The sequence below is a fragment of the Chelatococcus sp. XZ-Ab1 genome (assembly GCF_029309855.1).
GTDB lineage: Bacteria > Pseudomonadota > Alphaproteobacteria > Rhizobiales > Beijerinckiaceae > Chelatococcus_A > Chelatococcus_A sambhunathii.
In genome coordinates this window covers 87,045-103,344 of sequence record NZ_JARKII010000011.1, presented here as the reverse complement: position 1 = coordinate 103,344, position 16,300 = coordinate 87,045, and the positions used below count along the sequence as shown (strand labels likewise).

General features: G+C 70.3%; 11 protein-coding genes. 6 read left to right on the top strand and 5 right to left on the bottom strand.

Features of this window, described 5'->3' with window-relative positions:
• From P2T65_RS16430 to P2T65_RS16410, 5 genes are all read left to right on the top strand, one after another.
• Positions 1-1,002: a sugar-binding transcriptional regulator gene (locus tag P2T65_RS16430; protein WP_276200221.1), complete on the top strand. Its 1,002-nt coding sequence runs from the start codon at positions 1-3 to the stop codon at positions 1,000-1,002.
• Positions 999-2,606: an FGGY-family carbohydrate kinase gene (locus tag P2T65_RS16425; RefSeq protein ID WP_276200220.1), complete on the top strand. Its 1,608-nt coding sequence runs from the start codon at positions 999-1,001 to the stop codon at positions 2,604-2,606. The genes P2T65_RS16430 and P2T65_RS16425 overlap by 4 nt, the downstream gene beginning before the upstream one ends.
• A gap of 16 nt (positions 2,607-2,622) precedes the next feature.
• Positions 2,623-3,708: a sn-glycerol-3-phosphate ABC transporter ATP-binding protein UgpC gene (gene ugpC, locus P2T65_RS16420; RefSeq protein WP_055460475.1), complete on the top strand. Its 1,086-nt coding sequence runs from the start codon at positions 2,623-2,625 to the stop codon at positions 3,706-3,708.
• A gap of 12 nt (positions 3,709-3,720) precedes the next feature.
• Complete coding sequence (gene xylB, locus P2T65_RS16415) at positions 3,721-5,208, top strand: xylulokinase (RefSeq protein WP_071924221.1); 1,488 nt, start codon at positions 3,721-3,723, stop codon at positions 5,206-5,208.
• Positions 5,209-5,292: 84 nt separating this feature from the next.
• On the top strand, positions 5,293-6,549 hold the full coding sequence (locus tag P2T65_RS16410; RefSeq protein WP_276200219.1) for an aminopeptidase: 1,257 nt from the start codon (positions 5,293-5,295) through the stop codon (positions 6,547-6,549).
• Positions 6,550-6,567: 18 nt separating this feature from the next.
• Here P2T65_RS16410 and P2T65_RS16405 read toward each other — a convergent pair whose 3' ends face one another.
• Complete coding sequence (locus tag P2T65_RS16405; protein WP_276200218.1) at positions 6,568-7,512, bottom strand: adenylate/guanylate cyclase domain-containing protein; 945 nt, start codon at positions 7,510-7,512, stop codon at positions 6,568-6,570.
• Between the two features lie 146 nt (positions 7,513-7,658).
• Here P2T65_RS16405 and P2T65_RS16400 point away from each other — a divergent pair, with 146 nt between their 5' ends.
• Positions 7,659-9,125: a transposase gene (locus P2T65_RS16400; protein ID WP_055460472.1), complete on the top strand. Its 1,467-nt coding sequence runs from the start codon at positions 7,659-7,661 to the stop codon at positions 9,123-9,125.
• A gap of 3 nt (positions 9,126-9,128) precedes the next feature.
• Here the strand turns inward: P2T65_RS16400 and P2T65_RS16395 are convergent, their stop codons facing one another.
• Genes P2T65_RS16395 through tssM form a run of 4 tightly spaced genes read right to left on the bottom strand, consistent with a single transcriptional unit; the run spans position 9,129 to position 16,294 of the window.
• Entirely contained in the window at positions 9,129-11,189 is a 2,061-nt protein-coding gene (locus tag P2T65_RS16395) for a serine/threonine-protein kinase (RefSeq protein ID WP_276200217.1), read from the bottom strand.
• 2 nt (positions 11,190-11,191) lie between these two features.
• Positions 11,192-11,926 (bottom strand): protein phosphatase 2C domain-containing protein, encoded by a 735-nt coding sequence (locus P2T65_RS16390; protein WP_245282587.1) that lies wholly within the window; start codon positions 11,924-11,926, stop codon positions 11,192-11,194.
• Between the two features lie 23 nt (positions 11,927-11,949).
• Complete coding sequence (tagF, locus tag P2T65_RS16385; RefSeq protein ID WP_071924224.1) at positions 11,950-12,639, bottom strand: type VI secretion system-associated protein TagF; 690 nt, start codon at positions 12,637-12,639, stop codon at positions 11,950-11,952.
• A 1-nt stretch (position 12,640) separates the two neighbouring features.
• Complete coding sequence (gene tssM / locus P2T65_RS16380; protein ID WP_276200215.1) at positions 12,641-16,294, bottom strand: type VI secretion system membrane subunit TssM; 3,654 nt, start codon at positions 16,292-16,294, stop codon at positions 12,641-12,643.
• Positions 16,295-16,300 lie beyond the last annotated feature (6 nt).

The window sequence follows — 16,300 nt, the reverse complement described above, 5'->3', positions numbered from 1 at the left end:
ATGAACGATCCCGTTGCGGGCACCACCATGACCGACCCGCCGCGCGCCGCCCAGCGCAGCGCCGGCGACGAGGTCGCGGCCCGCGTGGTCTGGTACTACTACGTCGGCAACCTGACCCAGCAGGAGATCGGCGACCGGCTCGGCCTCACGCGCCTGCGCGTCAACAAGATCATCGGCCAGGCGCGTGTTGACGGCTCGGTGCGTATCGAGGTGCGCCTGCCGCTCGCCTCGTGCGTGGCGCTGGAGGAGGAACTCGCCGCCCGTTATCGTCTCGCCGAGGTGGCGGTGGTGCCGGCCGTACCCGGCTATGAGGACCAGCAGCGCGTCATTGGCGAGGCCGCCGGCACCATGCTGAGCCGCCTGCTGGGCGACGGCCAGTCCATCGGCATCGGCTGGGGTCGCACGCTGAGCGCCAGCGTCGCGAGCCTCGGGCCACGGCGCCTGCCCGCGAGCCGCGTCGTGTCGCTCATGGGCGGGCTCACGCGCGGCTCGGGCACCAACACCTTCGAAGTCGCGACGCGCCTCGCCGAAGCCATCGGCGGTGAATGCCACTATCTCGCCGCCCCCATCTATTGCCCGAGCGAGCACAGCCGCAACGACCTGCTGACCCACTACGGACTCGCCGACGTCATGCGCCGGGCGCGGGAGGTGGATGTCGCCCTCGTCTCCTGCGGCGACGTCTCCAGCCACTCGCTGCTCGCCGCCACCCAGACCGTGCGCCAGCACCAGCAGGCACTCGAGGCTGCCGGCACCATCGGCGACCTCCTTGGCACCTTTCTCGATGCGCACGGGCGGCCCATCGCCCATCATCTCAACCAGTGTGTTATGGCCCTCTCGCCGCAGGAACTGAAGGTCGTCCCGCGCTCCATCCTCGCCTCGGGCGGGCTCAACAAGGCGCCGGTCGTGCACGCCATCCTGTCGGGCGGCTACGTCAACCGCCTCGTCACCGACGAGGACTGCGCCCGCGCGATCCTCGGCATGCCACTGGAGAAGGTGCCATGACGTCCGCCCCGCAACTCCTGCTCGCCGTGGACGTCGGCACCCTTTCGGCTCGCGCCGGGCTGTTCGACCTCGCCGGCTGTCTCCTCGCCACCGCTGCACGGGAGTTCCCCTTGCTGCGGCCGGCGGAGCATCATGCTGTCTATCGCATGGACGACATCTGGACGGCGGTCGAAGAGGCGATCCGGACCTGTCTCGTTGCGGCCGGCACGGAGGCGGCCGGACAGGTCGCCGCCCTCGCCTTCGATGCCACCTCCTCCCTCGCGCTCTCCTACGAAGGACCGCCGCCGCTCGCCGGCGAGGCGGACGTATTCTGCTGGATGGATCACCGTGGCGAGGCAGAAGCCGAGGAGATCGGCGCAAGCGGCGACCGGCTGCTCGCCTATACCGGCAGTTCCATGTCGCCAGAAATGCACACGCCGAAGCTCGCTTGGCTGGCGCGGCGCGACCCGCAAGCCTTCGCTCGCGTCACCGGCGCCCGCGACCTGTGCGACGAACTCGCCCGCCGGGCGACGGGCGAGGACCGTCACTCCCTCTGCGGCCTCGCCTGCAAATGGGCCTACCTGCCGGCCGATGCCGAGCCCTGGCGGCACGACCTCCTCGCGCGCCTCGGCCTCGGCCGGCTGCCTCAGCTCGGCGCACTCGCGGCCCAGCCGCTACCTGTCGGCCACCGGCACGGCCGGGTGACGGAGGCCGTCGCCGCCCGCCTGGGCTTGCCTGCCGGCATTCCCGTCGCTGTCGGCCTCATCGACGCTGAGGCCGGCACGCTCGGCGTCCTGGGTCGCGGTTTTGCCGGCAACATGAACCGCACGGTGGCGCTTATCGGCGGCACGTCCACCTGCTACATGACCTTCGCGCCCGACGAGCGCCGCATCTCCGGCGTGTGGGGTCCGTTCAGGGACGCGGTCTTTCCAGGCTACTGGATGCATGAGGCCGGCCAGTCGCTCGCCGGCGCGGCACTCGACGCTGTGCTCGCCCACCATCCCGGCGGGCCGCGGTGTGCCTCGGCCGATGCGCATGCGGCCGCAGTCCGCGACATCCTCGCCTTCCTCGAAGCAGAGGGGCCGGCTTTCGCCGCGCGCCGGCATCTCGTGCCCGACTTCCTCGGCAACCGCGCGCCGCTCGGCGACGGCAGCGTGCGCGCCATCCTCGTCGGCGTCGGCGAGGATACGAGCCGCCGCGCCTTCCTCGAAACCTACTATGCCACGGCCCGCGCGCTCGCCCTGCAGGCCCGGCACATCATCGAGCACCTCAATGCCCACGGCTATGCGCTCGATCGCGTCGCCCTCTCCGGCGGGCACCTGCGCAACCCGCTCATGGTGAGGCTTTACCGCGACGCGCTCGGCGATGCCGCGCTCGTCCTCAGCAACAGCGCCGAGCCGGTGCTACTCGGCACGGCCATGGTCGCTGCCGTCGGGGCCGGCCTGCAGCAGGATCTCTTCGCCGCGCTCGACGCCATGGCTCCGGCGCAGGAGAGCCTCGCCCCCGACCCGCGCTGGCGCGCCGCGCACGAGGCCGCCTATGGCGTCTATCTGAAGCTGTTCGCCTTCCGCAACGACATCGAGCGGGAGGCGAAGGCTCTTGCCGCCTCCGGCCAGGACAGATGAAAGGAGCCCGCCCGACATGAGCTTTCTCAAGCTCGAGCAGATCGTGAAGCGCTTCGGCGATGCGACGGTCATCGACCATGTCGACATCACCGCCGAGCGCGGCGAGTTCGTCGTCTTCGTCGGCCCCTCCGGCTGCGGCAAGTCCACCCTGCTGCGAATGGTGGCCGGCCTCGAGGAGGTGAGTGAGGGTGCCATCTACCTCGACGGTGCCAACGTGACCGACACGGAGCCGGCGGCGCGGCAGGTCTCCATGGTCTTCCAGTCCTATGCACTCTTCCCGCACATGAGCGTGCACGACAACATCTCTTTCGGCCTCAGGATGGCAAAGACCCCGCGGGAGGAGATCGACCGGCGCGTGGCCGAGGCCGCGCGCATCCTGCAGATCGAGAGCCTCTTGCAGCGCAAGCCGCGCCAGCTCTCTGGCGGCCAGCGCCAGCGCGTCGCCATCGGCCGCGCCATCGTGCGCAACCCGAAGCTTTTCCTCTTCGACGAGCCGCTGTCCAACCTCGATGCCGAGCTGCGCAGCCAGATGCGTGTCGAGATTGCGCGCCTGCACCGCGACCTTGGCGTCACCATGGTCTACGTCACCCACGACCAGGTGGAGGCGATGACGCTCGCCGACCGCATCGTCGTGCTGCGCGCCGGCAGGGTCGAGCAGATCGGCTCGCCGGCCGACCTCTACGAGCGCCCCGACAACATCTTCGTCGCCGGCTTCATCGGCTCGCCGAAGATGAACTTCCTCAAGGTCTCCGTCGCGGCGGTGAACGGCGGCGCCGTCACCGTGCGGCACCCGGCGCTCGCCGCCGACCTCACCTTGCCCACGCGCCATGCGCCGAGGGTCGAGCCGGGTGAGGACGTGGTGCTCGGCCTGCGGCCGGAGCATCTTTCGGTGGGCGACGGCGGGGCCGCATGCCTCGCCCTCCGCGGTGAGTTCGCCGAGAGCCTCGGCGCCACCTCGCAGCTCTATGCGCAGACCGGCAACGGCGAGACGCTGATCCTGCAAGTGCCGGGCCGCCGTTCGCTCGCGCCGGGCGAGGGCATCCGCGCGGGCTTCGATCCTGCCCAGGCCTATCTCTTCGACGGCGCCGGCCGCGCCATCTGATCGGAGATCTCCATGCCGACCTATCTCGGGCTCGATATCGGCACCTCCTCGGTCAAGGCGCTGCTGCTCGACGAGAGCCAGACGACCATCGCCGAGGCCACCGTGCCGGTCGGCATCTCGCGACCGCATCCGCTGTGGTCGGAGCAGGATCCGGAAGAATGGTGGCAGGCGACACTTACCGCCACCGCCAGAGTACGGGACGCCGCGCCCGAGGCATGGCGGGGCCTCGCCGGCATCGGCCTCTCGGGCCAGATGCACGGCGCCGTGCTCGTCGATGGCGAGGGACGTGTGCTGCGCCCGGCCATCATCTGGAACGACGGGCGCTGCGCCGCAGAGTGCCGGGAGTTGCAGGAGAGGGTGCCGGACTTCACCCGCCGCGCCGCCAACATCGCCATGCCCGGCTTCACGGCCCCCAAGCTCCTGTGGGTGCGCCGGCACGAGCCGGATGTCTTCGCGGCGACGCGCAAGGTGCTGCTGCCGAAGGACTACATCCGCTTCCGCCTCACCGGCGGTTATGTCTCGGAAATGTCGGACGCCGCCGGCACGCTGTGGCTCGACGTCAACGCCCGCAGCTGGGACGACGTGCTCATCGAGGCCTGCAGTCTCACGCGCGCCCATATGCCCGAACTGGTCGAGGGCTCGGAGCTGTCCGGCCGCCTCTCGGCCGACACGGCGGCGCTCCTTGGCCTTGCCGGCCGGCGCGTGCCGGTGGCCGGCGGCGGCGGCGACAATGCCGCCTCGGCCGTCGGCATCGGTGCGACGCGCGCTGGCGAAGGCTTCCTCTCCCTCGGCACCTCCGGCGTGCTCTTCGTCGTCACCGACCGGCTGACCGCCCTGCCCGAGCGCACGCTGCACGCCTTCTGCCACGCCCTGCCCGGCCGCTGGCACGGCATGGCCGTGACCCTCGCCGCGGCCTCGGCGCTCACCTGGGTCGCGACCCTCGTCGGCCGCGCCGGCGACATCGCGGGCCTGCTCGCCGATGTGGAGCGCTTTGCGGAAAGCGAGCGCAACCGCATCCACGCGCCCCTGTTTCTTCCCTACATCACCGGCGAGCGCACGCCGCACAACGACGCCGACGCCACCGGCCTCTTCGCTGGCCTTCGGGCCGAGCACGGGCCGGACGCGCTCACCTATGCCGTGCTCGAAGGCGTCTCCTTCGGCCTCGCCGACGACCTCGACGTGCTCGACGAAGCCGGGGCGCGGCTGGATAGCTGCATGCTCGTCGGCGGCGGCTCGCGCAGCCGCTTCTGGGGGCAGATGCTGGCGGACATCCTCAACCTGCCGCTCGACCTGCCGGCGGGGGCCGAGGCGGGCGCGGCGCTCGGCGCGGCCCGGCTCGGCATGCTCGCCGCGGAGGCCGGCAGCGAGGCGGAGATCTGCCGCAAGCCGCCACTGCGCGAACGCTTTTCACCGCGCGGACAGGATGGCTATGCCGAACGGCTGGCGCGTTTCCGCAAGCTCTATCCGGCGGAAAAGGCGACGCGCGGCATGCCCTCCTGAGCCATAAAGGCGGCATTCGCCATTGTGATCGCGGCCGGCCAGCGTATATCGATGCGCACAGGTTTCTCGCAGGCAGGGCATCTCATGACCACACACCAGCGCACCATCGTCGCATCGATCGACCCCGTGAAGCTCGACCGGCTGGCGGAGGTCGCTGTCAGGGTCGGCCTGCAGCTGCGCGAGGGGCAGGACCTGTTCCTCACCGCGCCGGTCGCCGCCCTGCCGCTGGTGCGGCGCATCGCCGAGCACGCCTACAAGGCCGGTGCCGGCCTCGTTACGCCCATCCTGTCCGACGAGGAATTGACGCTCGCCCGCTACCGCTTCGCCAAGGATGCGAGCTTCGACCGCGCCCCGGTCTGGCTCTACGAGGGCGTCGCCAAGGCCTTCACCGCCGACACGGCTCGCCTCGCCATCGTGGGCGACAACCCCATGCTGCTCGCCGGTCAGGACCCCGCTAAGGTTTCCCGCGCCAACAAGGCCAATTCGCTCGCCTACCAGCCGGCGCTGGAGAAGATCGCCGGCTTCGACATCAACTGGAACATCATCGCCTACCCGACCGCCTCCTGGGCCAAGCAGGTCTTCCCCGGCGACGAGGAGGACGTCGCGGTCGCGCGCCTCGCCGAAGCCATCTTCGCCGCGTCGCGCGTCGACGGCGAAGACCCCGTCGGCGCATGGGAGGCGCACAACGCGGCGCTCAGGCTGCGCACGACCTGGCTCAACGGCGAGCGCTTCGCGGCGCTGCACTTCACCGGGCCGGGCACCGACCTCACCGTCGGCCTCGCCGACGGCCACGAATGGCACGGCGGTGCCTCGACGGCGAAGAACGGCATCACCTGCAACCCGAACATCCCGACCGAGGAGGTGTTCACGACCCCGCACGCCCTGCGCGTCGAGGGTCGCGTCGTCAGCACCAAGCCCCTCTCCTACCAGGGCACGCTCATCGACGAGATCGCCGTGCGCTTCGAGGGCGGGCGCATCATCGAGGCCAAGGCGAGCCGCGGCGACGAGGTGTTGGGCAAGGTGCTCGACACCGACGAGGGCGCGCGTCGCCTCGGCGAGGTGGCGCTGGTGCCGCATTCCTCGCCCATCTCGAAGAGCGGGCTCCTCTTCTACAACACCCTCTTCGACGAGAACGCCGCCTGCCACATCGCGCTTGGCCAGTGCTATGCCAAGTGCTTCGAGGGCGGCGGCGCGCTGAGCCCGGACGAGATCGCCGCCCGCGGCGGCAACAAGAGCCTCATCCACATCGACTGGATGATCGGCTCGAACGAGATCGATATCGACGGCATCAAGACGGACGGCACCCGCGTCCCCGTTTTCCGCAAGGGAGAGTGGGCGTAAATACGGCGCGCGGCGCCGTCACCGGCGGCGTAGCAGCACCGAGAAGCGCACGCCCCCGCCCAGCGCCGCCGGCTGCCCGAGGCCGATGGTGCCGGCGCCGTGCAGGTCAATGGCGTCGAGGTGCAGCGGCCGCTCCGGCTCGCCGTCGAAAGCGATGAAGCTGCCGTTGGTGCTGTGGTCGGTCAGCATCCACCGGTCGCGCCGCAGCCCGAGCGTGGCATGCCGGCGCGACACCCGGTCATGGGCAACGACGAGGTCGTTGCCCGCGTCCCGCCCGAGGGTCACTTCGCGCTCTCCTTCGAAAATGCGCACTATGCCGGCGCAATCGAGCTGCAGCAGCGGCCGCAGGACGGTGGGGGGCGAGCGGGACAGCACGTCGACGGCCGTCAACCCGCCGCTCTCCTGCCAGACCACTTCGACAATGCGTGTCGCCTCGCTCTTACCCTTGACAGAAAAGCGCGTCAGCTCCCGCGTCGCCGCACGCTGCGCCGGCGGGAGGAGCCCCGCGAGGTCGCCACTGGTGATGATCTGCCCGGCGCGGGCGATCTGCACCATGCGCGCCGCGACATTGACCGTGTTGCCGAAATAATCGGCCCCGGTGCGGATGGCCGGCCCGTAGTGGAAGCCGATGCGCAGCGCGAGCCGCTTCGCACCTTCGGGCCCCGCCTGGGTTTCCATGCAGCGCTGCATGGCGAGCGCCGCATCGAACATCGCTGCAGGATCGGGAAAGGCCGCCATCAACTCGTCGCCGATGGTCTTGACGACGGCGCCGCCGTGCGCCGTGACGACGCCTGTGGCAGCGCGCAGGCATCCCTCGATGGCGGCGAGGGCGGCGCGGTCCCCCAGCACCTCGTAGAGCTGCGTGCTGCCGGAGATGTCGCCGAACAGGATGCCGATCTCGCAGGACTGGCCGGCCATCGTCGCCACCATCCCCTTGTCGCCCGGGCCCATCACCACGCCCATGTCGCCTGCCGGTTGTAGCGGCCTTTGGCGCGCGGCGGAAGCGGGCCGCCCGTGCGCGCCGGCACCCGTCGGCGCCCCTCCTGTGCTATGAATAGGAAGAAGAAGCGGGGACACCGCCGCCTTAGAGAGGGGCGGGGACGGCAGACATGGACGACGCCCTGAGGCAGTTCCGGGCAGCGTTCCCGGAAAGCGCCTGTCTCGACACCATCATGGCGCTGCGCTTCGGCGGCACCGCCATCGACTGTCCGGCCTGCGGCAGGAACGGCGGCTTCGTGCGCGACGTGAAGCACCGCGCCTTCGCCTGCCGCGCCTGCGGGCACGCCCTCTACCCCTGCGTCGGCACGCCCTTCGAGCCGCTGCGCATTGCACTGTCGGACTGGTTCTTCGCCGTGAAGCTCGGCAGCGGTCGCAACGGCGGCCCCTCGGCACGGGCTCTACAGCGCCGGCTCGGCTGCCCGGCCGGCACCGCACGATACATGCACGACGCCTTGAAGCGCCTCGCGGCCGCGGACGCCGCCGGCCCCCTCGTCGGATGGTACGTTGCCATAGCCAAGCGCGTGGGAGACGGCGGCGCGGCAGCGGCATCACCGACTGCTGATCCCTCCGCTCTGGCAACGCAGGAAGCCGTGGCGCCCGTGCGGGCGCGCCTTCGTGGTCATCATCTCGTTGCCGCGGCGAGCGGCCTCATCGTCGTGGCGGCCATCGGCACCGCCGTGCTTGCGCTGCGGCAGGAAAGCGCCACAGTGCCGTCCGACAGCGCGCCGGCGCTGGTCGCGGCGCCGACCCCGCCCTCGATTCTGCTCTCCGCCGTCGAGGACGATCTCGCCGCCGCCCAGCAGGCGGTCGACTTCATCGAGAAGGAAGAGCCGACCATCGTGCCGCAGGAGCGGGCGGACCCCATCGTCACCTCCCCCGGCAACGCCAACCAGATCCTCACCTTCGGCCCCATCAAGATCCGCCGCCACCTCGTCGAGACGATCGTGCGCGCCGCCCGCGTGGTCGGAGCCGATCCTTCCCTGCTCATGGCCGTCGCAGACAAGGAATCGAGTTTCGCAACCGAGGTGAAGGCCAAGACCTCCTCGGCAACGGGCCTCTACCAGTTCATCGAGAGCACCTGGCTCGGTGTGGTGAAGGACTTCGGCGCCAAGCACGGTCTCGCCGGCGAGGCGGCGCTCATCCAGCGCGTCGACCGGCGCCATGTCGTCGCCGACCCCGGCGAGCGCGCCCGCATCCTCGACCTGCGCCGCGAGCCCTATCTCTCGGCACTGCTGGCCGCCGAGATGCTGAAGCGCGACACGCTGCGCATCGAACGCCGCATCGGCCGGCCGCTAACCGGCGGAGAGGTCTATCTCGTCCATTTCCTCGGCCCGGGCGGTGCCGAGCTGTTCATCGACGCCATGGAAGGCGCGCCCGACCGGGTGGCCGCGGAGCTCCTGCCCAAGCCCGCGGAAGCCAACCGGCCAATCTTCTACGACAAGGCCGGCGGCACCCTCTCCCTCGCCGAAGTGCACAAGAAGTTCGAGGCCATGATCTCGGTGCGCCTCGCCCGCTACCGCGAGGTCAAGCGCATCCAGGCGGCCGTGGAGCCGGCGCCGGGCAAACGCGTCGATTGAGGCCTATTCCTCCAGCCTGAAGTACTTCGCCGCGACGCCCACCTTCTGGCCCGTCCGGTCGATCTCGGCAAAAAGCAGCGGGAAGAGCGTCGCTGCATCCAGGGTCTTGCCGCCCGCAAGCGTGGCGAGCGGCGCCGGGCTCGCGAGTGCGAGGACCACCTGCGGCCGGGCCCCGGTGCCGCTGGTGCGCTCGACGCGCAGGCTGAAGGACAGCGCCTCGGCGTCCTTCTTCAGGAAGCTCGCCAGGTTGTGCACATAGCCGTCGTCGGAGACGAGCAGCACCGTGACCTCGCGGCCATCCGTACCGGCGACCGTGCCGCTCAGCGTCTCGCCGCTGCGCAGGCTGAAGGCGACGATGTCGAGCCGCGGCGGCTCCCCGCGCAGCGGTCCCATCTGGCGCAGGAAGGCGACGAGCGGGCATTGCGCCCCCGTCACCTGCCGAAGGCTGATCTGCGCCTCGAAGCCGTTGACCTGCCGGAAGGCCTCGTCGAACGCCACGAAGGGCTGCGTCGCGGCGCCGTAGCCCTCCACCTGCGCGGCATTGGCGCTCACCTCCACGGGATTGAGGAAGAAGCAGTCCCCGCCGCTGTATTCGTCGATATAGCGCGTGATCTCGGCGATGCGCGGCACCGGCCCGGCCGGCGCGGGCGCCGTCACGGCAGGCGTCGTGGGAACGAGCTCCGGCTGTGCCGGCCGCGCGGCAACATCGGTCCTGCTCTGCGACGGGGCCGGAAGCAGCGGCGGCGGATCGGCGCTGCCGGCCTCGGGCCGTCCCTCCGCTGGCTGAGCCGGGGGCAGAGCCGGCGCTGGAGCTGCAGCTGAAGCAGGCGCCTCCTGAGGCGTGCTGTCCACCTCCGTTGCGAGAGGCTCTGGTGCGGCAGGTGGCGCAGACTGCGCTGGCGGGGGCGCGGGAGGCGCGACAGTCTCGGCCGCCGGGGCGGCCTGCGGCACTGGCAGAGTCGCTGTGTCCTGCTGCGTCGGCGCACCGTCGTCGGGTACGAGGGCGGGCTGTTCGCCTTGCGCCGCGCTTTCCTCCACGTTCGGAGGGCGCGATGCCGGCGTCAGCACCGGGGCTTCGACCCTGCGTACGCCGAGTTGCGGACCAAGCAGCGATTGCAGCAGCGGCATGCCCGCGATCCCGGCTGCAACCGCCACAGCCGCCGCGCCGGCGAGCCCGGCAAGGGCCAGCGGCCGGCGCCCGGCAGGAGCCTTCTCCGCCGGCGGCTGCCAGGCGGCGACCTCGGCCATGGAGGCCGGCCGGTCCTCTGGCCGTGGCTGCAGCATGCGCGTGATGAGCGGCCGCATGCGCGCATCGATGCCGGCAAGATCCGGCACGGCCCGGCGCTTCTCCACGATCGCACTCTGGCTGCCGCCCATGTCGAGCGGCCGGCCGAGGAGCGCCTCCGCCAAGACGAGCCCGAGGCTGTAGATGTCGGACTTCGGCCCGACGTCCCCACCGTGGAGGCCGAGTTGCTCGGGCGAGACATAGTTGTACTTGCCGGCGAAGCCGCTGCCGATCACCGTCGCCTCGCCGAGCCTGGTCGAGCGGGCGATGCCGAAGTCGATGATCTTGGCGCGCCCCACGTTGCCGCCGGGCAGGATGACGTTGTCGGGCGAGAGGTCGCGGTGAATGATGCCGAGTTCGTGCGCGGCGGCGAGGCCGGCGGCGACGCGGCGGCGCAGCAGGTCGACCTCGGCAAAGCTGAGGGGCCCCGCCTTCACGCGCTCCGACAGCGCCTGCCCGTCGACGAATTCCATCGCGAGATAGGTGAGATCGAGCACCGGGTCGCGCGAGAACACGAAATAGCGCACGATGGCCTCGTGATAGAGCTCGTGCAGCGCCGAGGCCTCCTTGCGGAAGAGCGCGATGGCCGCCTCGTTCTCGGCAAGATCCGGCCGGATCGTCTTGATGGCGACCGCATCGCCCGTCTGGATGGCATGGCCCTTGTAGACCTCGCCCATGCCGCCGACCGCGACGAGCCGCTCGATCTCGTAGATGTCGTTGAGGCGCGTGCCCGCGACGATGCGCTGGCGGGCCGGCGCGATGCGCGTCTTCTCGTCCATGGCTAGCCTCCCGCCCGCGGCCCGGGCATGCAGCGCACCGCCACCACAGTGACGTTGTCACTCGCCCCGCGCTCCAGCGTCAGCGCGATGAGGTCATCGCAGGCCACCTGCGGCGGCGCGCCGGCGACATGGGCGAGGATCTCCTCGTCTGCAACATGGGCGGTAAGCCCGTCGCTGCACAGAACGAAGATGTCCCCCGGCGCGACCCGGCCCTGGTGGATCTCGAGCTCCGGCTCATCGCTAACGCCGATGGCCCGCGTGATCACGTTGCGCCGCGGCCAGACGCGCGCCTCGTCCGCGGTCAGGAGCCCCAGGTCCACCATCTCCTGCGCCTCGCTGTGGTCGCGCGTGAGCTGCGCGATGGAGCCGTCGCGCACGCGATAGATGCGGCTGTCGCCCGACCAGACGCAGGCCTGATCGCGGTCGAAGACGAGCAGCGCCGCGAGCGTCGTGCCGAGAACGCCACCACGCGCGCGGCTCATCTCCCGGAGCTGCCGGTTGGCGCGCAGCACCCGATCCTCCAGGCGAGCGAGGAGATCGGGCGCCGATGCCGGCGCGCCGATGGTTTCGAGCACAGTCATGAGAGCGGCGCTGGCGATTTCGCCGCCTTCGTGGCCGCCCATGCCATCGGCCACAGCCCACAAGCCGGCCTGCGGCCGGGCGAGGAAACGGTCCTCGTTGAGGCTCCGCACCTTGCCGGTATGAGTGGCGGCACCGGTTTCGAACGTTGCGGCCATCTGGTGCATCGGTAGCGGCTCCGTCACGCAATGGCTCGGTCGAAGGCGCCTGTCAGCATGCCGGCGAAGAGATGCGGGTCCGGCATGCGCCGGGCCACTAGCAGCAGGGGAGGAAAGCCGGGTCCGCCTGCCGTCCACCACATGCTGGCAGCGGCATAAGCGCGAGCATAATCCTCGACACGGAGGGCAGCCAGCGTCTCGGGCAGGGCGGCAAGCGGCGCCCTGATCGCGACGCTGCCATCGGCGAGGCGCATCATCCCCTCCGGTGGCGGCAGCACAAGGTGCGCGACCGGCGGGCGCAAGGTGGCGAGCGCGGCAAGCAGGCCTTCGTAGGTGGCGCCCTCGGCGAGCGCCGAGAGCAGGAGTTCCTCGGCCCCAGCGAACCATCCATCCTGCGGGTCGAGCTCGGGCGGGGGACAGGCCTCGCCCGCCTCCGCCACGGCGAAGACGCTGAGCGGAAAATAGCGGCCGATCCCATCCACGGAGGGCATGAAGACGCCAGCGACGGTCGCGCCGCAGAGGTCGGCGCCGAGCCAGAAGCGCCACAGCGGCGCCTTCAGGAACACCTCCTGCCAGCCCGCGCCGAGCCTGAGGCGGCTGGTCGATAGCCCGCCCTCCATCCACTTCTCCCACAGGCCGATGAGGTCGCGCGGCAGCCCGGTGGCGACGAAGTCCCGCTTGGCCGGCAGCTTGCCGAAGAGGCCGAGGCGCATGTCACAGCCCCGTCGGGCAGCGGAACTCCCGGAGCGCCGGGAGCACGAGCGGGTTGAGCAGCGAGCCGACGTTGAACTGGTAGGACACCTCGCGGCCGCCGACGAGGAAGCTCGCGACGATGCTGTCGCCGCGCCGCAGGACGGAGCCCGCATCAAGCAGCCGGAAGAGGGACCACGTGCCCTGCCGCTCCAGCCGTGCTCCCTCGCTGAAGAAGCCGCCGCCGAGGGTGATCGACGTGCGGCCGATGCCGCCGCCCGGCCAGTTGACGTTGGTCGGCGTGTTGACGCCCTGCTGGCTCGCGACAACCGTGCCGTTGATCTCCAGCTGGGCGCTTTGCGCATCGCCGCTGAGCGTCAGCGGCGTCACCGCCATGGTGAAGGACGGCATATTGCCGCCGGTGGGGAAGAAGGCGTCACGCACTTGCGCCGCACGCTGGAATTCCCGCAATGTCGCCGCCGAGAGCGACTGCGCCACCCGGTTGTCGCCCCGCCACGTCCATTGGGCGGCGGACTGATCGGCATAGGATGCGAGGTTCTGGCTGAAGAAACGGTCCATGATGCCGCCGGGGGCGAAGAGGCGTGCGAAATCGGCAAGCGGCACCTCGCGCCCGCTGCCGCGCACGAAGGGATAGCGGTTGGTAACGATCTGCTGGCACACGCGCGTCACCTGATCGGCGAGCGCCTGCTGCAAATTGACCACCGAAGCGCCGGCCGCATCACCCTCGAAATCGCCCGCCGCCGAGCGGATCATCTGGTCGAACGGCGCGGGAAAGCGCGAGGCCGTGGCCCGCAGCACCGCGATCTGCGGCACGAGCGCGTTGTTGGCCTGCGTCGCTTGGGCCGGGTTGATGGCCGAGACGGCGAGGTTCTGGTTGATCTCGCTGAGGCTCTGCAGCAACTGGTCGACCGGCCGGCGGCCGAGATCGCCATCAACGAGCACGTGGAACTGCTTGAACAGCGCCTCGATATTGGCGCCGGGCGCCTGGCCATCGGAGGAGATGGGGGCCGGGCCGGCCGCCCCGCCAGTCACGCGTTGGCCGACGCCAGCCTGCCCGGCGATGGAACCGACGCGCCCGGCCGCAGAGCCGATGCGCCCGACTGAACCGCCAAGCTGCGAAGCAGCCCGCGCTGCCGCGTCGATGGCCATCGCGGCTGCCTTGCCGTTGCTGGCGCTATCGGCAGGCGCCGCCGGGCGCTCGCGCGTCAGCCTGGTCTCGTCGCGGATCGATTCGAGCAATTGCTTGATAGGCGAGGTCGCAGCCGCAGCCGCGCTCAGTGCGACATATTGCGGCTTGTCCGCCGTCAGCGGACGCAGCTTGAGGCGCAGCAAAGCCTGCTGCCATGCGGCGACGAAATCGCGCGTATAGAGGCGCAGGATATCCTGGAAGAGCGTCTGGTATTGCGTCGCCACCGCCGCTTGCTGGCCGGCGGGGCCGAGCACCCAGCGCTCGCGCTCGACCTGCGCGCCGATGTCCGGCAGGCGGGCGATCAAAGCCTCGTGAAAGCCGTCGTAGGTATAGAAATAGGGCACGCGGATGCTTTCGAGGTCCTCGCCGCCCGTGCCCTCGAAGACGAGGGCGGTGTCCGCCCCGCCGCGGAAGGCGACCACCCAGTCCTTGTGACTCTGGCCGCGCGCCTGCGACTTCAGCAACTCGTAGGCCCGCTCGGAGAGGCTCATCCGCGCCAGCGTCCGCTGCGCGTCCTCGATGAGCGCGTTATTGAGCGCAATCGTCGCCTCGCCCGTCTCGAGCTCCAGCATGGCGAGGAGGTGCTCCTCCAGCGCCTCGCGGCCGCGTGCGTTGGCGGCGCCAGGAAAGAGATTGTCCGCCCAGTCACGCCGCATCCAGGCGAGCACGAAATCGGCGTCGGTCGGCACCTGGCCGCCGATCATCAGATAGACCTTGAGCGCCTCGTAGAGGAAGCTCGGGTTGTTGCGATTGGCCTCGATCTGCTCTTCGAGACGGAAGATGAGGCGCGAGCGCAGCACGCGCTCGAGCGCCGCGTGATAGGCGGTCTCGGAGGCGGACTGCAGGCGCTCGCGCTGGCTGAGGCCGAAGGTGGCGGCAAGCGGTGTTGCCTCGTCCCGTTGGGCGTAGCCGGCCGGCATGTAACGCAGCTTGTGCAGAAGCGGCAGGATCTTGCCGAAGTCGCGCTCCACCACCGTCGTCTCGCGCAGCACGGGCGCGGCGATCTCGCGATATTCGGCAACGGCATTGCCGGAGAAGGCGATGAGGTCCCGGTTCCTGCTGTAGCTCAGCCACCACAGGGCGCCGGCGGCGACGACGGCGGCGGCGATCACGCCGAAGGCGGCCGCCCGCAGCATCCGCGCGCGCCGCACGGCGGCACGATTCGTCGACACCCAGCCGGCTTCGCCCAGCATGACCTTGCGGAAGAGATCCGTCAGGAAATAGCTCTTGCCAAGACCCGAATAGGCCGCGCCCGCCGCGGCCTCGGCACCAAAGTTTCTCGCGAGCGTGCCGATGAGCTGATCGATCGGCGTGCCCTGTTGCGTACCGGAGGTGAAGTAGAAACCGCGCAGCGTCGCATTGACATGATAGCGTGTCGGCTCGAAGACGCGGTCGAGAAAGTCGACCACCGCCCGCTTCAGCGTCGCCATCTGGCTCGGAAAGCTGAAGAGGGCGACCCGCGCCTGGGGCGTCGGCTCCTCGTGCAGGCGGTCCGGCAGCAGCTCGTTGAGCCGGGCGATCAGCGCGTCATATTCCCCCGGCACGTCGGCGATCATATTGCGCGTCCTGTCGCCGGTCTGGAACGTATGGCCGAAGACCATGCGGCGCTGGCTTTCCGTGAAACTGCCGAAGAACTCCCGGAAGCCGGCGACGAGATCGGTCTTGGTCAGGAGCGCATAGACGGGAAAATCGACGCCGAGGCGCTGGTTGAGCTCCATCAACCGCTTGCGGATCGCCCCCGCATGGGCGGTGATCTCCTCCGAGCCGGCGGTCAGGAGATCCTCGACGCTGATGGCGACGAGGACGCCGTTGATCGGCTGCTTCGGCCGGTTCTCCTTGAGGAGATCGAGGAAGGCAAGCCAGCTCGCGCGGTCCCCCTTGGCGTCGCTATCCTGCGTCGTGTAGCGGCCAGCGGTGTCGATCAGCACGGCCTCCTCGGTGAACCACCAGTCGCAGTAGCGCGTGCCGCCGACGCCGGCGACCGCCTGCGGCGTGCCCCCGCGCGCGAGGGGGAACTTGAGGCCGGAATTGATCAGCGCCGTCGTCTTGCCGGCCCCGGGCGGGCCGATGATGAGGTACCATGGCAGATCGTAGAGATAGTCGCCGCTGCCGCCCTTCGACTGGCGGAGGGTGGCGAGCGCATCCTTCATCCCCTCCTTGAGGGCCTCGGCGTCGCTCTCCTCCGTCGCCTTGGCGGCAATCCCCTCCTCCAGCTCGCGGCTCGCCTTCCGGCGCCGGTAGAGGCGCCAGGCAAGAAGCCCTGCGACGGTGAGCACGACGATGCCGATGAGCGCGGCACGCGCCCAGGCATCTTCCAGCGGCCGTATCTCGCCCAAGGCGAGGAGCGGCCCCGCCAGCCACACCAGCAGGCCGAAGGCCACGAGCCCGGCGAGCGTCGCGCCGAGCGCCAGCGCACCTGCCAGCGTCAGGCGGCCTCTGCTTGTCCCTCTGGCGTCTGCTGCGGGCATGGCACG